Origin of the sequence: Priestia sp. JSM ZJ58 (assembly GCF_044383985.1) — a bacterium.
GTDB lineage: Bacteria > Bacillota > Bacilli > Bacillales > Bacillaceae_H > Priestia > Priestia zanthoxyli.
In genome coordinates this window covers 248,590-270,464 of the sequence record NZ_JBISEM010000001.1, presented here as the reverse complement: position 1 = coordinate 270,464, position 21,875 = coordinate 248,590, and the positions used below count along the sequence as shown (strand labels likewise).

24 protein-coding genes are annotated in these 21,875 nt (G+C 39.9%); 5 read left to right on the top strand and 19 right to left on the bottom strand.

What is annotated here, in order from left to right; all coding sequences use genetic code 11:
• Nucleotides 1-52: 52 nt before the first annotated feature.
• The gene (gene spoVB, locus ACH6EI_RS01335) at nucleotides 53-1,663 is read left to right on the top strand and encodes a stage V sporulation protein B (RefSeq protein WP_028411693.1); all 1,611 of its coding nucleotides are present in this window, start codon (nucleotides 53-55) and stop codon (nucleotides 1,661-1,663) included.
• Nucleotides 1,664-1,683: 20 nt separating this feature from the next.
• On the opposite strand, the gene ACH6EI_RS01330 is transcribed toward spoVB, so the two are convergent.
• The gene (locus ACH6EI_RS01330) at nucleotides 1,684-2,337 is read right to left on the bottom strand and encodes a DUF421 domain-containing protein (RefSeq protein WP_028411694.1); all 654 of its coding nucleotides are present in this window, start codon (nucleotides 2,335-2,337) and stop codon (nucleotides 1,684-1,686) included.
• Between the two features lie 146 nt (nucleotides 2,338-2,483).
• Between ACH6EI_RS01330 and ACH6EI_RS01325 the strand changes: the two genes are divergently transcribed.
• Nucleotides 2,484-2,867, top strand: a complete 384-nt coding sequence (locus ACH6EI_RS01325) for a TIGR04086 family membrane protein (RefSeq protein WP_014458132.1) — start codon at nucleotides 2,484-2,486, stop codon at nucleotides 2,865-2,867.
• 35 nt (nucleotides 2,868-2,902) lie between these two features.
• Here ACH6EI_RS01325 and yajC read toward each other — a convergent pair whose 3' ends face one another.
• The 7 genes from yajC to ACH6EI_RS01290 form a co-directional block, all read right to left on the bottom strand.
• On the bottom strand, nucleotides 2,903-3,166 hold the full coding sequence (yajC, locus tag ACH6EI_RS01320; RefSeq protein ID WP_028411695.1) for a preprotein translocase subunit YajC: 264 nt from the start codon (nucleotides 3,164-3,166) through the stop codon (nucleotides 2,903-2,905).
• A gap of 72 nt (nucleotides 3,167-3,238) precedes the next feature.
• Nucleotides 3,239-4,378: a tRNA guanosine(34) transglycosylase Tgt gene (tgt, locus tag ACH6EI_RS01315; RefSeq protein WP_013059317.1), complete on the bottom strand. Its 1,140-nt coding sequence runs from the start codon at nucleotides 4,376-4,378 to the stop codon at nucleotides 3,239-3,241.
• Nucleotides 4,379-4,401: 23 nt separating this feature from the next.
• Nucleotides 4,402-5,430: a tRNA preQ1(34) S-adenosylmethionine ribosyltransferase-isomerase QueA gene (queA, locus tag ACH6EI_RS01310; protein ID WP_048019724.1), complete on the bottom strand. Its 1,029-nt coding sequence runs from the start codon at nucleotides 5,428-5,430 to the stop codon at nucleotides 4,402-4,404.
• A gap of 23 nt (nucleotides 5,431-5,453) precedes the next feature.
• Entirely contained in the window at nucleotides 5,454-5,654 is a 201-nt protein-coding gene (locus ACH6EI_RS01305) for a DUF2905 domain-containing protein (protein ID WP_028411697.1), read from the bottom strand.
• A complete protein-coding gene (gene ruvB / locus ACH6EI_RS01300) occupies nucleotides 5,651-6,652 on the bottom strand; it encodes a Holliday junction branch migration DNA helicase RuvB (protein WP_028411698.1) in 1,002 nt (333 codons plus the stop codon). Before ruvB ends, ACH6EI_RS01305 begins: the two co-directional genes overlap by 4 nt.
• 16 nt (nucleotides 6,653-6,668) lie before the next feature.
• Nucleotides 6,669-7,280 carry a Holliday junction branch migration protein RuvA gene (gene ruvA, locus ACH6EI_RS01295; RefSeq protein ID WP_028411699.1) on the bottom strand — a complete coding sequence of 204 codons (612 nt, stop codon included), beginning with the start codon at nucleotides 7,278-7,280 and terminating at the stop codon, nucleotides 6,669-6,671.
• Nucleotides 7,281-7,576: 296 nt separating this feature from the next.
• Nucleotides 7,577-8,113 (bottom strand): BofC C-terminal domain-containing protein, encoded by a 537-nt coding sequence (locus ACH6EI_RS01290; protein ID WP_028411700.1) that lies wholly within the window; start codon nucleotides 8,111-8,113, stop codon nucleotides 7,577-7,579.
• A 291-nt stretch (nucleotides 8,114-8,404) separates the two neighbouring features.
• Between ACH6EI_RS01290 and ACH6EI_RS01285 the strand changes: the two genes are divergently transcribed.
• The gene (locus ACH6EI_RS01285) at nucleotides 8,405-9,484 is read left to right on the top strand and encodes a YsnF/AvaK domain-containing protein (RefSeq protein ID WP_028411701.1); all 1,080 of its coding nucleotides are present in this window, start codon (nucleotides 8,405-8,407) and stop codon (nucleotides 9,482-9,484) included.
• 103 nt (nucleotides 9,485-9,587) lie between these two features.
• Here the strand turns inward: ACH6EI_RS01285 and ACH6EI_RS01280 are convergent, their stop codons facing one another.
• The 6 genes from ACH6EI_RS01280 to nadB form a co-directional block, all read right to left on the bottom strand.
• The gene (locus ACH6EI_RS01280; RefSeq protein ID WP_033579658.1) at nucleotides 9,588-10,247 is read right to left on the bottom strand and encodes a YhcN/YlaJ family sporulation lipoprotein; all 660 of its coding nucleotides are present in this window, start codon (nucleotides 10,245-10,247) and stop codon (nucleotides 9,588-9,590) included.
• 94 nt (nucleotides 10,248-10,341) lie between these two features.
• A complete protein-coding gene (locus tag ACH6EI_RS01275; RefSeq protein ID WP_223546267.1) occupies nucleotides 10,342-11,307 on the bottom strand; it encodes a phosphotransferase in 966 nt (321 codons plus the stop codon).
• A complete protein-coding gene (gene safA, locus ACH6EI_RS01270) occupies nucleotides 11,297-12,577 on the bottom strand; it encodes a SafA/ExsA family spore coat assembly protein (RefSeq protein WP_028411704.1) in 1,281 nt (426 codons plus the stop codon). Before safA ends, ACH6EI_RS01275 begins: the two co-directional genes overlap by 11 nt.
• Before the next feature lie 214 nt (nucleotides 12,578-12,791).
• On the bottom strand, nucleotides 12,792-13,892 hold the full coding sequence (gene nadA, locus ACH6EI_RS01265) for a quinolinate synthase NadA (RefSeq protein ID WP_028411705.1): 1,101 nt from the start codon (nucleotides 13,890-13,892) through the stop codon (nucleotides 12,792-12,794).
• Complete coding sequence (gene nadC / locus ACH6EI_RS01260; protein ID WP_028411706.1) at nucleotides 13,849-14,742, bottom strand: carboxylating nicotinate-nucleotide diphosphorylase; 894 nt, start codon at nucleotides 14,740-14,742, stop codon at nucleotides 13,849-13,851. Before nadC ends, nadA begins: the two co-directional genes overlap by 44 nt.
• Nucleotides 14,743-14,777: 35 nt before the next feature.
• Nucleotides 14,778-16,322 carry an L-aspartate oxidase gene (gene nadB / locus ACH6EI_RS01255; protein ID WP_028411707.1) on the bottom strand — a complete coding sequence of 515 codons (1,545 nt, stop codon included), beginning with the start codon at nucleotides 16,320-16,322 and terminating at the stop codon, nucleotides 14,778-14,780.
• A gap of 89 nt (nucleotides 16,323-16,411) precedes the next feature.
• On the opposite strand from nadB, the gene ACH6EI_RS01250 reads away from it, so the two are divergent.
• Both ACH6EI_RS01250 and ACH6EI_RS01245 read left to right on the top strand, forming a co-directional pair.
• Nucleotides 16,412-17,548 carry an IscS subfamily cysteine desulfurase gene (locus ACH6EI_RS01250; RefSeq protein WP_028411708.1) on the top strand — a complete coding sequence of 379 codons (1,137 nt, stop codon included), beginning with the start codon at nucleotides 16,412-16,414 and terminating at the stop codon, nucleotides 17,546-17,548.
• Between the two features lie 15 nt (nucleotides 17,549-17,563).
• Nucleotides 17,564-18,109: a transcription repressor NadR gene (locus ACH6EI_RS01245; RefSeq protein WP_028411709.1), complete on the top strand. Its 546-nt coding sequence runs from the start codon at nucleotides 17,564-17,566 to the stop codon at nucleotides 18,107-18,109.
• A 29-nt stretch (nucleotides 18,110-18,138) separates the two neighbouring features.
• On the opposite strand, the gene pheA is transcribed toward ACH6EI_RS01245, so the two are convergent.
• From pheA to rpmA, 5 genes are all read right to left on the bottom strand, one after another.
• Nucleotides 18,139-19,011: a prephenate dehydratase gene (pheA, locus tag ACH6EI_RS01240; protein ID WP_028411710.1), complete on the bottom strand. Its 873-nt coding sequence runs from the start codon at nucleotides 19,009-19,011 to the stop codon at nucleotides 18,139-18,141.
• Between the two features lie 28 nt (nucleotides 19,012-19,039).
• Complete coding sequence (locus ACH6EI_RS01235; protein WP_028411711.1) at nucleotides 19,040-19,489, bottom strand: ACT domain-containing protein; 450 nt, start codon at nucleotides 19,487-19,489, stop codon at nucleotides 19,040-19,042.
• Between the two features lie 33 nt (nucleotides 19,490-19,522).
• Nucleotides 19,523-20,809, bottom strand: a complete 1,287-nt coding sequence (gene obgE, locus ACH6EI_RS01230) for a GTPase ObgE (RefSeq protein WP_028411712.1) — start codon at nucleotides 20,807-20,809, stop codon at nucleotides 19,523-19,525.
• Nucleotides 20,810-20,860: 51 nt separating this feature from the next.
• Nucleotides 20,861-21,397 (bottom strand): Spo0B C-terminal domain-containing protein, encoded by a 537-nt coding sequence (locus tag ACH6EI_RS01225; RefSeq protein WP_028411713.1) that lies wholly within the window; start codon nucleotides 21,395-21,397, stop codon nucleotides 20,861-20,863.
• Between the two features lie 171 nt (nucleotides 21,398-21,568).
• Nucleotides 21,569-21,862, bottom strand: coding sequence for a 50S ribosomal protein L27 (rpmA, locus tag ACH6EI_RS01220; protein WP_013059335.1), 294 nt, complete (start codon nucleotides 21,860-21,862; stop codon nucleotides 21,569-21,571).
• Nucleotides 21,863-21,875 lie beyond the last annotated feature (13 nt).

Sequence of the window (21,875 nt, the reverse complement as noted above, 5' to 3'; positions counted from 1 at the left end):
TTCCGTTTGACATTTTGCGTAAAATTTCTTTCTCGTATGAGGAATACTTGTCATGCTTGGACACCGACGGCGCATATATTCACTGTATAAACCTCAAGAAAGCAGTGAGTATATGTCTAAATTTTTACAGGGAACTATTATTTTAATAATTGCTGGCTTAATTACACGTGTACTCGGGTTTGTCAATCGAATTGTGGTGGCTCGAATGATTGGAGACGAAGGTGTGGGACTTTATATGATGGCGGTCCCCACGCTGGTATTAGTAATCACCTTAACACAGCTTGGGCTACCGGTTGCCATTTCAAAGTTAGTGGCAGAAGCAGAAGCTTTAGGTGACAGGCATAAAATAAAAAAAATACTTGTCGTCTCTTTAAGTATTACGTGTACGCTGAGCGTTTTATTTACGCTCGGACTAATATTATTCGCTCCCGTTGTAGCAAAAACCTTCTTTACAGATTCACGTACGATCTATCCGCTGCTTGCGATTATTCCTGTTATTCCGATCATCGCCGTGTCGTCTGTCATTCGCGGATATTTTCAAGGAAAGCAGCAAATGAAGCCCGCTGCTTATTCTCAAATTATTGAACAAGTGGTGCGAATTACGTTAATTGCTGTCTGTACAAAAGCATTTTTACCTTATGGAATTGAGTACGCCGCGGCTGGCGCTATGCTCTCTTCGGTATTTGGAGAGCTCGCTTCCCTGTTTTACATGGTGTTTATGTTCAAGCGAAAGAAGAAAATAACGGTAAGACGAAAATTTTTTGCTTCTTTACATGCGGGCAAAGATACGTTCCTTGACTTAATGCGAATCGCTCTTCCCACGACAGGAAGCCGCATGATTGGGTCAATTTCTTGGTTTTTAGAACCTATTGTAGTAGCTCAAAGTTTAGCAATTGCAGGAGTAGCGACAGCGGTAGCAACGAAGCAGTACGGAGAATTAACAGGCTTTGCACTCCCTCTCCTGATGCTGCCTTCTTTTGTAACGGTGTCTCTATCCACTTCTTTGGTTCCCGCAATCAGTGAATCTCTTGCACAGAATCAAATGAAACAAATCGAATATCGGCTTCATCAAGCTCTCCGCTTGTCGTTTGTAACAGGCGGACTGGCCGTTGTTGTTCTTTATGTATTTGCTAATCCGGTAATGGAATTGATGTATGGTTCTGACAAAGCTGCTATTTTTGTCAAAGTCATGGCGCCTTTTTTTATCTTTTATTACTTTCAAGGGCCGCTTCAAGCTGTTCTGCAGGCGCTAGACCTTGCAAAAGCCGCCATGATTAACAGTTTTATAGGAGCAGCGGTCAAAACGTCTCTTATCTTCTTACTCGCAACTCAGCCCAATCTAGGCATTATGGGAGCTGGCCTTGCAATTGTTGTGGGAATGATGCTTGTCACTCTTTTACATCTGTCTACGGTCATGAAAAAAATCACGTATAAGCTTCATGTGTTTGAGTATCTTCGCAGCTTTGCTGTAATGGGCATATCAGGCTTTATTGGACACTTTGCTTATATGAACCTTTTCACTTCCATCCCGTTAAGCTTACGAACCATTTTATCAATTGCACTGACAAGCTTTGTATATGTACTGTTTTTGCTGCTTTTTAGACTGATAACAAAAGAAGAATTAAATCGCTTTTCTGTTTTACGTTATTTTAAACGAAAATAAAACGCGGAGCACTCCGCGTTTTATTGTTTCACATCTATTAAATCTATAAAAAATTTTCCGTTGTCGTAGCTGCAATATGAAATCTTGTCTAAGTTTGAATGCCCCAGTTTCTCTAACTCCTGCCTTAACCATTCCGTTGTTTTATGTTCATGCAACAGATGCTCTTCTTGAATAACGCCGTCAATGATAAAAGGCAAATTCAAATTGCCTTTTTTACCTGATTGCTGATCTTTTTCAAACACGGATAGCCTTCCTGAAGATTCTAAAATAGCAAATTCAACATCAGCTACATTTTTTATATTTTTATCTCGTAGCTGCACAAGCAAATCATTGAAGTTATATCGCTGCCTTTTCATTTCATGTTCATTTATTTTTCCATTTTCAATGATAATACTAGGTTTACCATCAATAAAATTTCGCATTCGATTGCTTTTAAGAGACCATATAGCTAAACCAATTTGAATAATAAGAAGCGTTAACATCGGAAGAATTGAATACAGCAAAGGATCTTTTGGGTTTTCAATAGCCATTACTGCCATTTCAGCAATCATAATAAAGACAACTAAATCCAAAATGCTCAGCTCTCCTATTTCCCTTTTGCCCATAACGCGAAAAATAATTAAAACTACTACATACAAAAGCACGGTTCGCGCAACCATGATTAATAGTTCCACTGCAAAGACCTCCTTTATGTATTCCCTTGTAGTTTGTACCATTTATTTTAAAATAGCCTTACTTTTATGCGTCTATTTTGAAGTCATCCCGAATATGCTCGTACTAAGGGTTCACCTATCTTTTTATTTCATGAGGGGGAAACAAGTTGGGTGCAAAACGAATGAGCAACGCTGTATTTGCAGGGGTAGCAACAATCTTAGTGATGGCTTTAGCGATTAGCATTATCTTTTCGCTTATTTTAAAATTCACATCGCTTGAAGAACAGTCCGTACGTTTATTTTTACTTATTCTCTCATTTATTACACTGTTTATCGGAGGATTTATCGCGGGAGGACGAAACGGTTCAAAGGGACTGCTTGTTGGAGGAGCCACTGGTATTTCTTATTCTTTTTTAATGTTTTTGCTGCAATTCCTCGGCTATAGTCACCTGTTTTCTGCACAGCAGCTTTTATTTCACGCTGGGTTTATTGGAGTCGCTATTCTCGGGGGAATTGTTGGCGTAAACATTGCCGGTTCACGAGAAGCATAAAAAAACGTCACGTACATGTACGTGACGTTTTTTTATTAATCTACGCTTCTTACTTCACGAATAGCATTGCGGTCAAATGTTAATTTTGAACCGTCAGTGCTGCGAACCACAACTTGTGACTCATCGATTGCTTCTACCAAACCGTGCATACCGCCAATTGTAACAATCTTATCACCTTTTTTAAGTGCTGATTGCATTTGCTGTACGTTTTTTTGACGTTTTTGCTGTGGACGGATTAACAAGAAATAGAAAATGACAAACATTAAAAGTAATGGCCAAATATTTTGTAAAACACCCATGAAAACTCCTCCTTTTATTTATATTATCAACAGGTACTCATTCATAAATTTGATGAAAATTCCTGTAGTGACCTAGAAATTCTTTGCGTCTGGGCCGTTAAACCCATATTTTTCAAAGAACTCATCGCGGAAATCGCCAAGTCGGTCTTCGCGAATGGCTTCACGGACTTGCTCCATTAAGTTTAGCAGAAAATATAAGTTATGGTAAGATGTTAAACGAATTCCAAACGTTTCATTACAGCGAATTAAGTGGCGAATATACGCTCTTGAATAATTTTGACATGTGTAGCAGTCACAGTTTGGATCAATCGGACCGAAGTCTTCTGCATATTTGGCATTTTTAACAACAAGACGACCTTCACTTGTCATAAGCGTTCCGTTACGTGCAATACGCGTTGGTAATACGCAGTCAAACATGTCAATCCCGCGAATTGCTCCATCAATTAACGAGTCAGGTGATCCTACTCCCATTAAATAACGAGGTTTGTCAGTTGGCAAGTATGGCGTCGTAAACTCAAGCACACGATTCATCACATCTTTTGGTTCTCCAACTGACAGGCCTCCCACAGCATAACCTGGGAAGTCCATTGATACTAAATCAGCTGCACTTTGACGGCGTAAATCTTCAAACTCTCCGCCTTGAACAATTCCAAAAAGACCTTGGTCTTGAGGGCGGCTGTGAGCCTCAAGGCATCGCTCTGCCCATCGGCTAGTACGCTCTACTGAACGTTTTAAGTAGTCATACTCTGCTGGATAAGGAGGGCATTCATCAAATGCCATCATAATATCAGACCCAAGCGCATTTTGAATGTCCATCGCTTTTTCTGGAGATAGGAAAAGCTTGTCTCCATTCAAATGGTTGCGGAAATGAACGCCTTCTTCTTCAATACGGCGCAAATCGCTTAAACTAAAAACTTGGAAGCCGCCTGAATCTGTTAAGATAGGACGATCCCAGTTCATAAATTTATGCAGACCACCTGCTTTTTTAACAATTTCATGACCTGGACGAAGCCATAAATGGTACGTATTACTTAAAATAATGCCTGCCCCCATTGCTTTTAAATCTTCCGGAGACATTGTTTTTACTGTAGCTAATGTGCCTACTGGCATAAAAATAGGCGTTTCAAATGAACCATGAGGCGTGTGGACAATACCTAAACGCGCTCCTGTTTGTTTACAAGTTTTTATATGTTCGTAACGAATTGCTGTCATTGATGTATTCCTTTCATGTTAAATTACAAAATTAGCATCGCGTCGCCGAAGCTGAAAAAGCGATACTTCTCTGCTACAGCTTGTTCATAGGCAGAAATGACGTTTTCTCTTCCTGCTAAGGCACTTACAAGCATAATGAGCGTAGATTTTGGAAGATGGAAGTTTGTAATCATTCCATCAATTGCTTTAAATTCATACCCTGGGAAAATAAAAATATTGGTCCAGCCTGAAGAAGCAACAAATTTTCCGTTATGCTCAGTTGCAATTGTTTCAAGAGTACGGGTAGAAGTTGTACCTACTGAAATAATGCGTCCGCCTTTTTCGCGTACGCTGTTTAGTAAAGCCGCGGTTCCTTCACTCACTTGATAAAACTCTGCGTGCATATCGTGCTCTTCTAAGTCGTCAACGCTGACTGGACGGAACGTACCTAATCCGACATGAAGCGTTAAAAATGCAATATGCACACCTTTTGTTTTTAACTGTTCAAGCATCTCTTCTGTAAAGTGAAGACCTGCTGTTGGCGCTGCTGCAGAACCTTGCTCACGGGCAAAAACCGTTTGATAGCGCTCTTGATCATCCAAACGTTCTTTAATATAAGGCGGCAGCGGCATTTCTCCTAACTGTTCAAGCACCTCATAAAAGATGCCTTCATAGTTGAATTCTAGCAAACGTCCGCCTTGATCGCTCGTTTCTTTGCATACAGCAGTCAGACGTCCGTCACCAAACGAAATAACCGTTCCTTCTTTTACTCTCTTAGCCGGTTTTACAAGCGTCTCCCACGTATCGCCTTGTGTTTGTTTTAAAAGCAATACTTCAATATTAGCACCTGTATCTTCTTTTGTGCCAAATAAACGTGCAGGAAGAACACGCGTATCGTTTAACACTAAACAATCTCCTTCTTGCACATAATCAAGAAGGTCATGAAACATATGATGTTTCACATTTCCTGTTTCTTTGTTTAATACCATGAGTCTTGATGCATCTCGCTGCTCAAGTGGTGTTTGCGCAATCAATTCTTCTGGTAAATGAAAATCAAATAAATCTACTTTCAAAATGTTCACCTGTTTCTACTTAATTATTTAAACCTGCCAATTACATAAAAAATAAGTGATAACACAACGCTTACTAGGATACATGTCACAATCGGGAAATAAAAGGTTGTATTTCCTTTTTTAATAAAAATATCGCCAGGAAGCTTGCCAACGAACTGCCATAACAGCCCAATGACTACTAAAATGCCTCCTAATGTGATCAGCATCTTAGGCATATCATTCACTGATCAGGCACCTCCAGCTGAAAATGATCATAAACCAAAGGAGTCACAATTCGTCCTCGAGGCGTTCGCTGCAAAAAGCCAATTTGTAGTAAATAAGGCTCGTATACATCTTCAATCGTGTGAGATTCTTCACCAATAGTAGCTGATATTGTATCTAAGCCTACAGGCCCGCCTCTAAATTTTTCAATAATCCCTCTTAATAATTTATGGTCAATATGATCAAGACCTAAACGGTCCACCTGTAACATTTCTAATGCTTCAGTAGCAAGGGTTTCAGTTATAGCTCCGTCTCCTTTTACCTGGGCAAAATCTCTGACTCTTCGAAGCAAGCGATTCGCAATACGTGGAGTTCCCCTAGCACGCCTAGCCATCTCAAACGTCGCTTTCTGATCAATCTCTACATCTAAAATAGCTGCTGTTCTTTCTACTATCGAAGCAAGATCTTCTTCTTGATAGTATTCCAAACGGCTTAAAACGCCGAAGCGATCACGTAAAGGAGAAGATAAAAGCCCTGCTCTTGTTGTTGCACCTACTAGCGTAAACGGAGGCAAATCAAGACGGACAGAACGTGCACTCGGCCCTTTTCCAATCACAATGTCCAAACAGAAGTCTTCCATTGCTGGGTACAGTACTTCTTCAACTGAACGATTTAATCGATGAATTTCATCAATAAAAAGCACATCTCCAGGCTCTAAGCTGGTTAAAACCGCGGCTAAGTCGCCTGGACGCTCAATGGCTGGCCCTGAGGTCGTTCGGATTTGCACGCCCATTTCATTAGCGATAATAGTGGCAAGGGTTGTTTTACCTAATCCTGGAGGACCATATAAGAGCACGTGATCTAACGTTTCGCTTCGCATTTTGGCAGCTTTAATAAAAATGTCAAGATGGGATTTTACTTTATGCTGACCAATATACTGCTGTAAGGTTTGCGGCCGCAAACTTTGCTCGATGATTTCTTCTTCACCAAGAACATCTCCCGTTACAATACGATCGTCCATTTTACTCCTCCCTTACTTATTGTTTCAATAATCGTTTTAGCGCTTCTTTAATATACTGATCTGTTGTCATCGTTTCCTTCATTAAAGCTGGAACAATTTTTTTGATTTCTCTTTCTGCGTAACCTAATACTTTAAGTGCTTCAATCGCTTCATCGAGTGCTTCTGAACTTTGAGATTTGACTTCTTGTGCGTCCAAATCTGCAAATAAAGAAGGAACGGCATCTGGTACAATATCATGCAGCTTTCCTTTTAAATCTAGAATCATCTGTCGAGCTGTTTTTTTACCTACTCCTGGAAACTTAACTAAAAACTTCTCGTCTTCCTCCTCCACAGCTTGGACAACCTGCGCTGGATTACCTGACGCTAAAATAGCTAAACCGCCTTTTGGGCCGATTCCTGACACGCTAATTAACTTCATAAATAAATCCTTTTGTTCTCGCGAAGCAAACCCGTAAAGTGCAATTACGTCTTCTCTTACATATTGATAGGTGTAAACCGTTTTTGGTTGTTCATCAATTGAAAACACGTATGGATTCGGCGTAAAGACCTGATAGCCTATTCCGTTGTTTTCAATTACTATATACTCAGGGTTTATATATGTAACCGTGCCTTTGATATAATCAAACAATAAGCTCTCTCCTTACTCACGTACGCGCGGGCAGTGACCTTCCATCTTACCTATGAAGAGTCCTGCCCGCATCGTTCTCTATTTTCCTTTACAGTTCCTTTTAAAAAGACGTTCAAGAGAACGTTCGCCTCTTTTCATCTTTCTCAACCCACTTTTACAATAGCTGTAAAAAATAGAACCGCCCACTTTTATTGATGAATGACCTTTTAAGTTATATACAATACTAGACTGCTGAATACCATTTTAACATATCGCCAAAAGCAAATAGAAGCAATTTAGAATGTTGAATTCAATAATTATTTTACCATACTAAAAAACGGCTGCTTGATCGAAAGCGGCCGCTGCTGGAGCTGATAGATTTTATAGAAATTAATGAGGGAAAGATATTCATCTTTTGATTGAACGCGAATACCTTTCTTTAATTGTTCATGCTGATAGCTTTCAAGCCTTTTGATGTCAATTTGAAAAAACGACTGTATAATGTGCTGCGACGAAGCTGGCTTGCCTTCAAATGCTGAGAGAATACCGTTAACAGAAAGCCCTACGTAGCCGTTGTCTTTTAAAATAGGTGAAATATCGTCTATGCTTGTTCTAAAAACTAGCTCTCGATCGGTTTCTTTAAGCAGTCGCCAATTTTTATATTTTTTCATTAATTGTTTTTTTGTCATAGAAGGGCTTTTGATCATCTCTTGACTTACGACTCCATCCACATACACGCGCTCAAGAAATAATGTCATCGGCTCCTTTTCATTCGCATCTGCACGGTATGGCATTATACAAAGCACAATACTTACTAGCATTAAAAAAGCTGCTTGATGAATGACTTTCTTCACTCACCTTCACCTCACACGTTAATCATACTCTTTTTAGTATTATCTAAAAAGGTTTTGTGAAAATCTACACTAATAGTTTGACCTACTTATTTTCTTTTATCCTCTTATTTTATGAAGCGAATCCTTTTCACGATATTATGTTAAGAAAACATGGAGTATTTGTTACATTTGCACACTATTTGTAAAATTTTCTCTTAAACGTTTTAATTAAATTTTCGCAGGGTATGTACATAGTGGAAGTAATTGTAAGGACTTCTATTATCTATTTTCATAAAAAAGGGAGCTGAAGTAATGAGAATGAATAAACGTGTAGTCGGAACTTTTTTTTCAGAAAAAGAAGCTTTAGATGTTATCCATAATTTAAAACGTCAAGGTTATCGAGAAACAGACATCATGGTCATTTCTAATAGTAAAAGCAATACATTTCAAATAGGTCATGATACAAATGTAATTATTGAAGCTGGTTCGCCTGCCGTAAGTTCATTAGCTGGCGTCATGATGGATAACTTTTTTACCATGATGACAGGCGGCATGGGGCTCAAACAAGGAAGCGGCTTGAAATCAAAATTAATCCGCATGGGCATCCCAGACATCTCAGCCGTGCAGTGCGAGACAGATGTAGCTGCTGGTAAAATTCTAATTTTGATAGATGCCGTAAGCTCTGAACAAACTCCAGCGTACGGAACCTATACGGAACACAACGAGCATAGAGCTGTCCAACTGCGTGAAGAAAAATTAGATGTCTTAAAAGAACGCGTTCAAGTAGGTGAAGTAAAACTCCACAAAAAAGTAATAGAGGAAGAAAGAACTGTACACGTTCCTGTTACAAGAGAAGAGTTTTATATTGAACGCCGCCCTGTAATTGACGGAGACTATAACGCTGGCCCACTTACAGAAGATGAAATTATTCGTGTTCCAATCATGGAAGAACGAGTAGAAATAACCAAAAGACCAGTTATTGTTGAAGAAGTAATTATAGGAAAAAAACTTATTCAAGAAACAAAAGAATGGACTGAAACGATTAAGAAAGAAGAAGCAAGCGTAGAACCTGATGGACTCGCGAGCCCTGAAGTATACGAAAATATGATGAACTATACAGACCATACTTACGCTCAAGTTTCTGCAGCTCTAGCAAGCGACGTGGAAGCTGAATACGAAAATAGTCAGACAACTAACAACGAGAAGCCAAACACACAAGCTAATAAGACAAGCTCTTCTGCAAAAAATGTTAAAAATACAAAGAGTGTCGCTACGGCACCAGCAGATACGAAAAAAAGAGAAGGTCGCCTCAAACAAAACGAAACTAACGCTCAAAATGAAGAAGCGGAATCTAAAACAACAAACAAATCTGCTTCTAACAAGAAAAATTAATAGTTACATGTTCGAGGAATAGCTGCCTGGCTTCAATGGCAGCTTTTTTATATGTATTCTCATCAAAAAAACAGCCGCCCTTCACAGACAGCTGCTTCTTCATTTAACGATGTTTATGATTGACATTCTCATCGACTGATTCAAATAGACCATTGAAATTAGTTTGAATCGTATTTCGGTCTTTTCCATTTCGAATATCGTCATCAAGAGAACGAGCATTCATAAATACATCGTGATCTACTTTTACTTGAACATTGTAGTCCTTCGCAATAGGCTTTACTTTATCGAGCACATTTTGTCTTAAACGGCCGTTATTTATGTCTTTGGCAGGATCCACAGCAACTAATAGCTGATCTCCACGGACAACGGCGCGACTATTTTCTACACCTTTAACGCTTGCAGCTCGATCAGCCACTTTTTCCGTAAAGTCTCTTGGATAATCTTCACCGTAATACATATTAGCCACGCCATTTGTACGATCATTTGTATTATTGATGTTTCCATAAGGGTTTGTCGGATTGTCAAAACGTCCATCACTTACGTTTAACGGATAATTAGGTGTTCCATTCCCATCTAAAACTTCAGTCATTGGACCTTTCGGATTATCTACGCGATGTTCATTCGCTTTTTCATTTGTATGATACCCAACAGGCTGTGTCGTATCTGTATAGCGTTGTTCCATACCTTGGTCTTTGTTATTGCAAGCGCCAAGTCCCATCATACATGCAAAAGCTAAAGAAGTTGCTACATACCTATTCAACATAATCGCCCCCTAATTTAAGCTCTATTTACTCTGAGCTTACTATTAGGATTAAAAGACAAGCCGTTTCTTATTCGATGAAGTGTTTATAAACTCTTTACATGTCATGTAGGTTTTGTAAGTGCTGGTAAATCACTCGATAAAACCGTGTACGCTGTGACCATTCTTCAACTGATTGCTGCATTAACCTTTGACGGTTTGCCCATGATAAAGCAGAGGGGTTTATATTCCAGTTTCTCATCAGCATCGATGGAAATAGCAAAGAAGCAAGAAAAAAACGCTGCTTGCTTAATTCTTTTATTTTCGAGTGTTGAAGTAGTTCTTTCATCGACCACTGGACGTAAGGCAAAAAGCGCTGGGCCAGCTGAACATAGTCATAAAGAGCAGGAGCTTTAGCCGCTAAGTCAAAATCAATCATAACAATACCCAAGTGGTTTGTTTTCAAGAAATTATGTGAAGCAACGTCACCATGAATAATGGAGTGGTTCAACTGACTATCTCTGAAACGCTCCATTAAAACTAAAGCTTTTTCCCCCCAAGTCACAATATCTTTATATACATGAAATTGATTACACTCTTTAAATATATACGACGTTTCTCGAAAAGAGGAAAGCCGCTTTTTCCATTTTAAAATAAGATCATATTCAGGAAGCTTTGTATACGCAGCTATTTTCTTTTTACGAACTTCTCCATGATAGCGGATCAATGTTTGTAATACCTCTTCCCGATCCTGAAAACTTTCGTACGTTATCTCTTTTACTTGCTTAACAAAGGGCATCATCGCCCAATACAAATGACGGTCCTTTATATAAAGTTCACCTTCTGGGTAAGTTTCGAAATTAACCGCATACCCCTGCTTAATTTGAGATAAAACGTGATAAACATGTTCAATTTTACCTTTGTCTCTGTATGCTTTTATTACTTTTCTTCCTTTATTCGTATCCGCGATGATGACGTGAGGCTTTTTCATACGGTAGGTCTCAACGTGAATATCTCTTTTTTTCAAATAGAGAAAGAGACGATTTAAATTAAAATCGTCTCGTCTATAATAATCAATCTTCATCTTCGTCGTACTCATCATATTCTGGAATACTAAATGCATTTGGGTCAAACGCAGGATACGGAGGTACACCAATCATGCCATATGGGGCTGGATAGAGTGCCCTTGGATCCTGAAAGCCGTAAGGTACCGGCTGCTGATACTGTGGATAAGGCTGCTGTGTGGCATAGTCGTCAGGTCTTGGTTCACCGCAGCCGCAGTCTCCTTGCTGCTGTGGGGCATAGTGCTGCCCATAATGGTAAGGCACGTTTCCAAAACCTTCCGAAGAACTTTCATAATGTCCACCTGTCATGGCTCCCTGCACTTGTGGATACATTGGTGCTTGATGATAGGCCGGATAAACGGGCTGCTGATATCCCCATGGAGGCGGACAAGGAGAGCATTGTACCGGTCCATAGCAGCTGTGTGGCATCATTGGATACATTGGCATCGGTGCCATATGAGCACCCATTGCATGTTCTTCAAACGATTCGTTTTCATAACCGTGATGATACATTGGAGCCTGTTGATACATTGGCATTGGATACGGCTGTGGTGCATACATTGGCGGATGACACGGCATATAATTAAATCCGTAGCCTGGCATCACAGGCGATATCGGCGTGATTGGATAACATGGCATTTGAGGAGGCATTTCGATACTCTCCATTTCAGGACTTTCTGGCGATTCATGCTTTGGCAGTTCTTTTGGCGCTTCTTTTTTTGGAGCCTGCATCGCCATATTAACCGTGTAATAGTTGTTAATATCAATCTCAGGTGCAATCGGCTTTAATTTAGGAAGCTTTGGTGCAACAGGCATTTCTTTTTTAGGCTGCGCAATTGGTGCCTCTTTTTTAGGCTGCGCGACCGGCGCTTCTTTCTTTGGCTGCGCAATGGGCGCTTCCTTTTTCGGTTGAGCAATCGGTGCTTCTTTCTTTGGCTGCGCAATTGGTGCTTCTTTTATCGGCTGCATAAAGGGCGTCTGAGCAGGCTGATTAGCTGATTTATTGTCATCTGAACTTTCATCAATTTCCGTTACTGGATAAGCTTTAGTGGATTGGTCACTATAAGGGTGTTGAACTTTAGGCATTTCTTTTATACCAGGTGAAGGAGCTCCTTCTTTTTGAACAGGCACTCCGCTTGTCGGCACTTTAATTTTCATTCCAGGCATGATCATGTCTGGATTGCTTAATTGAGAATTCGCTTTTTTTAACTCTTCAAAATTAACCCCATACTTTTCAGCGATTTTCCAAAGGGTATCCCCTTTTTGAACGATATGGATTTTCAACGTCATTCCCCTCCCGAGTAGAGTCTCTGCCATCTATATGTGCAAAATCAAAGTAAGTTCTGTTTGTTCATCACAAGATATGCCTTGAACCATTTTTTTATTCATTTTGCCCACAGTTTGGTTCAAGTTTTTATGATAAAGAAAAAAAGACTTATCAACACAAACAATATGTCAATAAGTCTTCTTTTAGACCTTCTCTTTTCAATTGTCTTAAAAATCTTTATGCTCGTTCTAGCATATTCGTTAGCGCTTTGATTGCACCTTGCGCTGTATGCTTATCTACCTTGATTTGATTTACTTCTATTCCTTCTTCAATGCTTTCTAAAGCCCACAGCAAGTGAGGCAAATCAATTCGGTTCATCGTCAAACAAGGACACATATAGGGATTAAGCGAAACAATTTCTTTATCCGGATGACTGTTGATAATCCGTTTCACTAAGTTCATTTCCGTGCCAATGGCCCATTTAGAGCCTGAAGGAGCTTTTTCAATTGTATCAATAATATATTTTGTAGAACCTGCATAATCTGATTTTTGCACCACTTCATAGGAACACTCCGGATGAACAATAATATTCATCTCAGGCTGCTTCTCGCGTAAATAATCAATATTTTTAACCGTGAAATTTTCGTGCACAGAACAGTGACCTTTCCATAGAATCACCTTGATGTTGTTTATATCGCCTTCATATTCGAGCATTTCTTCAATAGGATTCCAAATGGCCATTTCATCTAGTCCAACACCTAAATCATAAGCTGTGTTTCTGCCCAAATGCTGATCTGGTAAAAAGAGAATGCGCTCTTTTTTAGAAAATGCCCACTCCACCATATTTTTTGCATTTGAAGATGTTACTGTTGCACCATCATGTTCGCCTACAAAAGATTTAATTGCAGCTGTAGAATTTACATACGTAAGCGGAATAATCGTATCTCCGAAAAGATCCTGCAAGACAGGCCATGCCTTTTCTGTTTGCTGAATAGTAGCCATATCAGCCATTGAACAGCCAGCTCGCATATCGGGTAAAATGACTTTTTGGTTTTCATCTGTTAAAATATCAGCTGTTTCTGCCATGAAGTGAACGCCGCAAAACACAATATGCTCAGCTTCTCTATTTTCAGCCGCTATTTGAGCCAGCTGTAAGGAGTCTCCTACCGCATCTGCAAACTCGTACACTTCGTCTTTTTGATAATGGTGGCCGAGCAGAAACAATTTGCTTCCGAGTTTTTTCTTGATTTCTAATACTCTTCTTTTCATTTCATTTTCTGTGAGCTCCGTATATTTAGCGGGCAGCGTTTGCTGCTGAAGCGTTTGTAATAAACTCATCATTTTCTGTTCCCCTTTCTGTTAATAAGTCCAAGCTGATATCGATAGACCCTGCTGAATGCGTTAAAGCTCCAAGTGAAATATAGTCCACTCCGCTGTCTCTAAAAGAATGGAGCGTGCCAAGCGTAATTCCACCGGATGCTTCTGTGACAATATGAGCGGGAACCAGCGGTATCCAATCTTTAATGACTTCTGGAGAACAGTTATCGAACATAATGACATCTGCTCCTGCCTCTATTGCTTCTAGCAATTGACTTTTATTTTCAATTTCTACTTCCACCTTAACCATATGTCCAAGCTGCTCTCTTACTCTCACAACAGCGTCTAGAATAGATCCTGCATGTGCAATATGGTTATCTTTTAACATGACGCCATCGTACAAGCCAAAACGATGATTATAACCTCCTCCAGCACGAACGGCATACTTCTCTAACATTCGCAGACCAGGCGTTGTTTTTCGCGTGTCACATATGCGGGTATGTGAGCTGCCAAGCATCGCTACGGCTTTGTGCGTCATCGTGGCAATGCCGCTCATTCTTTGAAGTAAGTTTAAAATTACCCGTTCACCGGTCAAAATAGATCTCACGGATCCTGAAACGGCAGCTATTTTATCTCCAGGCTTAAGAACATCTCCATCTTTTTTTTCGAAATCCACTTTCACATTAGGGTCTATTAAATGAAATCCTTCTTTAATCAATTCCACTCCTGCGATAATACCTGATTGCTTTGCCGTAAACACAGCCTTCCCTTGGTCAGACGGAGAAAAAATAGCTTCACAAGTTATATCTCCATCTCCAATGTCTTCTATAAAAAAAGAATGCAACAGTGTTTGTAATTTCAACGTGTTCATTATGCTACCTCACCTTTCTTTTTAGATTTCCTTGCTTATAAAATCAATGATTGTTTTGTTGAAGCAGCAGACTGCTTAATAATTCGCTTATGCTCCCACTCTTGCTTTTCATGCGGAAAGTCACTTCGGTAATGACCTCCTCTACTTTCTTTTCTTGCAAGAGAGGACTCGGCAATAAGCAGACCTGCAGTTAGCATATTGCAGATGGTTGCAGCTTCCCTCGAATATATAACTTCTTGATCAAGAGGTATTCCATCCAAATAATTTGTGAATTCATGCACAATGGTAGCCAATTCGTTTTCATGACGAATGATTCCTACACAATCCATCATTTTATGCTGAATTTGTCTTGTGGCAGGCAGTATTTTAGGCATGCCTTTATAGACGTAACGAACGGGAGTATAACGAGATACCGTTCTCGCTTTATGTAAAATATGACGCCCTGCCCGTTTTCCGAATACAAGACACTCTAACAATGAATTGCTTGCTAGACGATTTGCTCCATGAACGCCTGTAGAAGAAACTTCCCCCACGGCATACAATCCTTCAACACTTGTTTGTCCGTAAGCATCTACTTCAATTCCACCCATTAAAAAATGTGCGCCCGGAGTAACAGGTATTCGTTTTTTGTCCAATTGAATTTTATACTTTCGACACAGTGCCGTAATCGTAGGAAATTTTTGTTCAAAATGAGCCACTTTTTCAATGTCTAAAAATACGGATCTTCCTTTTTTCATTTCATTAAAAATCGTTCTTGCTACAACATCTCGCGGTGCTAAATCCTTAAAGAGATGAACGCCTTCCATTATGCGTTCATTCCATTCATTTACCAGTACACCACCTTCACCTCGAACCGCTTCGGATACTAGACCTTTCGCTTCCTTTTGATACAAAAGGGTCGGATGAAACTGAACAAATTCTAAGTCCGCTAATTTTGCTCCAGCCCTGTACGCAAGCGCTAGCCCATCTCCTGTCGCAAGCGGCTGGTTAGATGTATGCTTGTACAAAGCGCCGATTCCTCCGGTAGCAATAATGGTTTGGCGAGCATAATATATAGTAATTTTGTTGTTTTCACCTTGTCCGATAGCACCTCTACACGTTCCATCTACAGTTACTAAATGCTGAATCATTTCGTTTTCAATCACTGTAATATATGGCAGTACTTCTTTTTTCAAAAAAGCGAACAGCGCTTGTCCTGTTGCATCCCCACCTGCATGCAGAATACGATTGACACGATGGGCTCCTTCTTTTCCAAAATGCAGCGTACCATCTGGATTTTTATCAAACTTCATTCCTTTATGAATCAATTCATTTACTACAGCCGCACCTTCTTCCACTAAAGTGCGTACCGCTTGTTCATTGCAATGCTTATTGCCCGCAATCAACGTATCATAGAGATGTTCACTCCAGTGATCGCTGCTTCCAATAGCAGCTGCTACTCCGCCTTGAGCAAGAACTGAGTTATTGCGGTCAATTTTCCCTTTCGTTACCATTACAACTCTGTTATGACGACACAGTTCATAAGCTGCAGAAAACGCTGCTAATCCGCTTCCAATAATTAAAACATCCGTCTCTAACATTTTACACCTCTTTATTTACATGTGTCTTGACACCTATATTTACATATTATTAAATGAAAGACAAGAAGTTTTTTTATCGGGGGGAGAAAATGATTTATCTGGACTATGCAGCAACAACGCCAATGAGACAAGAAGCAATTGAGGTATATACTGAAGCGGCAACGAGCTATTATGGAAATTCCAGCAGTCTTCACACACTTGGAACACAAGCAGAGAATCTGCTTACACTATGCAGAAAAAAATTAAGTCTGTTAGTAAATTGCCGAGAGGATGATCTTTTTTTTACAAGCGGGGGAACAGAAGCTAATTACTTAGCTATCCACTCTCTTTTAAAAGGAAACACTAGCAAACGAAAACATTTGGTTACAACGAAGCTTGAACATTCTTCAGTTCTTCATACGTTGCAGCAGCTTGAAAAAGAAGGCTTTTCCTTATCTTACGTACCTGTAGATCAAAACGGCGTTGTGTCTGTAGACGACTTAAAGAAGACGATTCGACCTGACACTGTGCTAGTAGCCATTCAGCATATCAATCATGAGCTCGGTACAATTCAGCCAGTTGAGGATATTGGCCATTTTTTATCTAAAAAAGAAATTCTCTTTCACTGTGATTGTGTTCAATCTTTCGGTAAGCTTCCTATTGATGTTAAAAAGCTGAAAGCTGATAGCATCTCAGTTTCTAGTCATAAAATTTACGGACCAAAAGGTGTAGGAATGGTATACATGAATTCAAGTTCTTCTTGGAAGCCTATTTATCATAAAGCAACTCATGAAAAAGGCTTTCGCCCTGGGACTGTAAATACCACAGGCATTGCTGCCTTTACTGCAGCAGCTGAATGCGCATATGCAGAAATGAAGACCGCCAGAAGCCATTATGAGCGCTTAAAATCGTACTTACTGGAAAAACTAGAATCTCTTGCTCCTTTTATAGAGGTAGAAGGCCTTGGGAACTCTCATTTTCCTGGAATTATTGGACTGACATTTTCAAACATACAGGGTCAATATGTTATGTTACAATGTAATCGTCACGGAATTGCTATATCTACGGGAAGTGCCTGCCATGTAAATCAGCAGGAACCATTAGCTTCTTTACTTGCGATTGGCAAATCGACTGCGAATGCTAAGAACTTTGTACGTCTTTCATTTAGTCAACATTCAACGTTTAAGCATATTGATCGACTCATATCCGTTTTTCATTTATTACAGCAAGAATTTATGACAGTGTAAAAGGAGGGATTAAAGGTGCCAGGAACTCAAAAAAAAATTCTTGGAGAAGAAAGAAGAGAACTTATTCTACAATGGTTACAAACAGAGAATAAACCAATGACGGGCAGTGAGCTTTCGAAAAGAACAAACGTTAGCCGCCAAGTCATTGTACAAGATATTTCGCTGCTTAAAGCTAAAAATGAGCCCATTATCGCAACAAGCCAAGGATATATTTATATTCAAAATCCATCTCAAACTACCGTGCATCAGCGAATTATTGCCTGTCAGCATACGCCAGAAGATGCTGAAAAGGAGCTTCTCCTGCTTGTTGACCACGGCGTTCTTGTAAAAAATGTAACCGTTGAACACCCTGTGTATGGTGAATTAACGGCTTCCGTTATGATTCAAACCCGAAAAGAAGTAGAAACGTTCATAAAAAAAATTCAAGAAACAAACGCAACTTATTTATCTCAGTTAACAGAGGGGATTCACCTTCATACGATTGAAGCAGATACAATTGAAAAACTGAATGCTGCCTGCTTAGCTCTTGAAGCGGAAGGTTATTTAGTTTCGAATGAGTAAAAAGGTGTTATAACAAAAAAAATCCCGCTTTAAAGCGGGATTTCTGTTTCAAGTAGTGTATGAGGATAGCTTCCTAACAGCTCTACGCTACAGCCCAGTGCCTCAAGTTCAGCCATAGCCCCAGGGATTAATACTTCATCCATTTTTTGTTCAATATCAACGATAAAGAAATAGTTTCCAAGCCCTGTTTTCATGGGACGGGATTCAATTTTAGACAGATTTAGCTTACGCCAGGAGAAAGCTGAAAGCACTTGATGAAGCGCTCCTGCCTGATCAGATGGAAGTGTAATCATTAACGTTGTCTTGCACCCGTTTCCAGCTAAAAATGGCACCTCTTGCCCTCCATCTTTATGCAAAATAACAAACCTTGTTGTATTATGATCATAATCATGAATATTCGGGCAAGCAATATGTAATCCATATTCACGGGCTGCTAATCCATTCGCAATAGCTCCAATATTAAGCTCAGGGTGTTCGCTTACATATTTAGCAGCAAACGCCGTTGATGTCATCTCTTCTACTGCAGTTGACGTACATTCTCCGTGTAAAAATTTATGACACTGCGCAATTGCATGAGGATGAGAATAAATCGTTTCAATGTTTTTCCACTGTTCTGCATGAGATGGATGAACCATTAAATGCTGACGAATTGGAAGCACAATTTCTCCAACAATCGGCAGACGACGTTCGTGAATAAGATAATCAAGTGTTAAATTTACAGATCCTTCAAGTGCATTTTCTAACGGTACAATTCCATACTCAATCTCTCCTTTATCCACTGCATCAATGCATGCTGGAATTGTTTTGTATGGAATATGGTCGTGCTGTTTAAATACGCCTTGGACGGCCACATGTGTAAATGTTGCCTTTGGTCCTAAATATCCTACTTTCCCCACAATCATGCCTCTCCTTATCTATATCTGTTTACCATTATGCCCCTGAACCAAGCACGTCCACTTTATCTACAAACTCTAAGCTTTTCAGTCTTCGCAGCATTTCATTTAACTCAACACTCATACTTGCTGTATCTAATGAAAGAGTTACGTTGGCACGCCCTTGTAAAGGGATGGTTTGGTGAATTGTTAGCACATTGCATCCTGATGATGCAACGGTGCTCAATAAATGTGATAAAGTTCCTGATCGATCTTCAATATGAAAAAATAGTGAAATAATGCGCTGTTTGACAACCGTCTGAAACGGAAAGACCGTGTCGCGGTACTTATAAAAAGCACTGCGACTCAAGTCTACGGCTTGTACAGCATCTGCTACCGACTCAGCTTTTCCCCGTTCAATTAACAGCTTCGCATCCAATGTTTTTTTCATCGCTTCTGGTAATACATCTTCGCGAACTAAATAAAACTGCTTATCGCTCTTATGCAAGTAAAGCCCCTCCCCTTATCCTATGAACAACAATTAGTCGATAAATTCAAATTCATATTCAAACAGCTTTACAATGTCGCCATCTTTTGCTCCTCGTTCACGAAGGGCTTCATCGACGCCCATGCCTCGAAGCTGGCGCGCGAATCGACGAACTGATTCTTCACGTGAGAAGTCAGTCATCTTGAATAATTTTTCGATTTTTTCACCGCTTAATACGTATGAGCCATCGCTATCACGCGTAATAACAAATTCCACTTCTTTCTTTTCATGCTTGTACAGTACGCGGTGCATAGATAGATCTTCCTCTTCTTGCATTGGGAATTCCGGCGTCGTTTCTACAAGATCAGCTACTGTAAATAACAGTTCGCGTATTCCATCACGCGTTGCCGCAGAAATTGGAAAGATTTTCACTTCGTCCCCTACTTTTTCTTTGAATGCAGCTAAATTCTCTTCGGCTTGCGGGATATCCATTTTATTTGCTACCACTACTTGCGGACGTTCCGTTAAACGCATATTATACTGACGCAGCTCTTCATTAATAGTTAAGTAATCTTCATATGGATCACGGCCTTCTAAACCTGACATATCGATTACATGGACAATCACGCGGGTACGTTCAATGTGACGTAAAAACTGATGACCTAATCCTACACCTTCATGTGCACCTTCGATTAGCCCTGGTAAATCTGCCATCACAAAACTGCGATTATCTTCTGTTTCAACTACTCCCAAATTCGGATTAATTGTTGTAAAATGATATTCAGCAATTTTTGGCTTTGCAGCAGACGTTACGGATAATAACGTTGACTTTCCAACACTTGGGAAACCAACTAATCCTACATCGGCTAATACTTTTAATTCAAGAATGACATTTCTCTCTTTACCTGGCTCTCCATTTTCTGAAAGCTCCGGTGCTGGATTTGCAGGTGTAGCAAAACGCGTATTCCCACGCCCTCCGCGTCCACCTTTAGCAATCACTGCGCGCTGGCCGTGCTCAACTAAATCAGCAATCGTTTCGTTCGTATCTTCATCCAACACAACGGTACCTGGTGGAACTTTTACAATCATCGGCTCAGCGTTACGTCCGTGCTGTCCTTTTGACATTCCATGTTCACCACGGCTTGCTTTAAAGTGACGCTTATAGCGGAAATCCATCAGCGTACGTAATCCTTCTTCTACTTCAAAAATGACATCTGCACCGTGACCACCGTCACCACCTGCAGGACCTCCTTTTGGTACGTACTTTTCGCGACGGAAGGCAACCATTCCATTTCCTCCGTCGCCACCTTTTACATATACCTTGACCTGATCTACAAACATTTCTTTTTCACTCCGTTCTATATCTTAGCTCTTGCCATAGCAAAAGCGCTTTTAACTTATTGTGAGCATAAGGCTAAATTCATCTTCAGACATATGCTGTTCAACCAATGCAGCTCCTTGAGCGCACTCATAACATTGTAGCTTGTTTTGTAGCTTCTGTATATCTGTTAGTATTCCACTAAAGTCAAAAAAGAAACGAATTCCCTGTTCTTCAATGCATACTGAAATACTCAAATAGTTTTCTGCATGATAATCAACATATTTTTCGAGTGCTTCTGTCAAATAGCAACACCAGTTGTATACGAACTCATCGTATTGTGATAAATCCTTCAATTCTCCAAGCACTTCCACATCTAAGCGAACAGCATGGTTATTCCAATGATAGGTCATAACAAAGCCCGCAAACAGTCGCATATTGATGTTTGTTAACTTGGATTCATGTTTGGATTCATTTACAATTTCTTCAATGATTTCATTCGCTCGATCAAGCCGATTCAACGCTAGATTGCCTTTGATTAATTGCAGCTTATTTAACCAATCATGCCGCGCGTATCTTAATACCTCTACGACATCCCATTCTTTTTCCATCTTAGCACTCCTAACTTTGACTCGAGCATAAGTATTTCACAACGCTGACAAACATCTCGTATCAATCTTCTTAGATATGTTCGATTATAACAAATTCCAATGGGTAATAGGTGAAATATTCTACAAAAAGAAAACTCTAACCTACTTGGGTTAGAGTTTTCTTTTTGTATCTTATGCTTCTTGAGCAACAGGGTATACAGATACTTTTTTACGGTCACGACCGAAACGTTCAAATTTAACGATACCGTCGATTTGAGCGAATAAAGTATCATCTCCACCACGACCTACGTTTGCACCTGGGTAAATTTTAGTACCGCGTTGACGGTATAAAATTGAACCACCAGATACGAATTGGCCATCAGCACGTTTAGCACCAAGACGTTTCGAGATTGAATCACGACCGTTTTTAGTACTACCTACTCCTTTTTTAGAAGCGAAGAATTGAAGGTCTAATCTTACTAACATGACATCCACCTCC

What these genes read in the sequence shown, in the direction of transcription:
- tgt (WP_013059317.1), bottom strand. Translation starts at nt 4,378, where the DNA reads ATGACAGCAATTCGTTACGAACATATAAAAACTTGTAAACAAACAGGA.
- safA (WP_028411704.1), bottom strand. Translation starts at nt 12,577, where the DNA reads ATGACGTTGAAAATCCATATCGTTCAAAAAGGGGATACCCTTTGGAAA.
- ACH6EI_RS01285 (WP_028411701.1), top strand. Translation starts at nt 8,405, where the DNA reads ATGAGAATGAATAAACGTGTAGTCGGAACTTTTTTTTCAGAAAAAGAA.
- obgE (WP_028411712.1), bottom strand. Translation starts at nt 20,809, where the DNA reads ATGTTTGTAGATCAGGTCAAGGTATATGTAAAAGGTGGCGACGGAGGA.
- yajC (WP_028411695.1), bottom strand. Translation starts at nt 3,166, where the DNA reads ATGGGTGTTTTACAAAATATTTGGCCATTACTTTTAATGTTTGTCATT.
- spoVB (WP_028411693.1), top strand. Translation starts at nt 53, where the DNA reads ATGCTTGGACACCGACGGCGCATATATTCACTGTATAAACCTCAAGAA.
- ACH6EI_RS01225 (WP_028411713.1), bottom strand. Translation starts at nt 21,397, where the DNA reads ATGGAAAAAGAATGGGATGTCGTAGAGGTATTAAGATACGCGCGGCAT.
- ACH6EI_RS01280 (WP_033579658.1), bottom strand. Translation starts at nt 10,247, where the DNA reads ATGTTGAATAGGTATGTAGCAACTTCTTTAGCTTTTGCATGTATGATG.
- ruvB (WP_028411698.1), bottom strand. Translation starts at nt 6,652, where the DNA reads ATGGACGATCGTATTGTAACGGGAGATGTTCTTGGTGAAGAAGAAATC.
- pheA (WP_028411710.1), bottom strand. Translation starts at nt 19,011, where the DNA reads ATGATTGTGGGGAAAGTAGGATATTTAGGACCAAAGGCAACATTTACA.
- nadC (WP_028411706.1), bottom strand. Translation starts at nt 14,742, where the DNA reads ATGAACACGTTGAAATTACAAACACTGTTGCATTCTTTTTTTATAGAA.
- ACH6EI_RS01275 (WP_223546267.1), bottom strand. Translation starts at nt 11,307, where the DNA reads ATGAAGATTGATTATTATAGACGAGACGATTTTAATTTAAATCGTCTC.
- nadB (WP_028411707.1), bottom strand. Translation starts at nt 16,322, where the DNA reads ATGTTAGAGACGGATGTTTTAATTATTGGAAGCGGATTAGCAGCGTTT.
- rpmA (WP_013059335.1), bottom strand. Translation starts at nt 21,862, where the DNA reads ATGTTAGTAAGATTAGACCTTCAATTCTTCGCTTCTAAAAAAGGAGTA.
- nadA (WP_028411705.1), bottom strand. Translation starts at nt 13,892, where the DNA reads ATGAGTTTATTACAAACGCTTCAGCAGCAAACGCTGCCCGCTAAATAT.
- ACH6EI_RS01250 (WP_028411708.1), top strand. Translation starts at nt 16,412, where the DNA reads ATGATTTATCTGGACTATGCAGCAACAACGCCAATGAGACAAGAAGCA.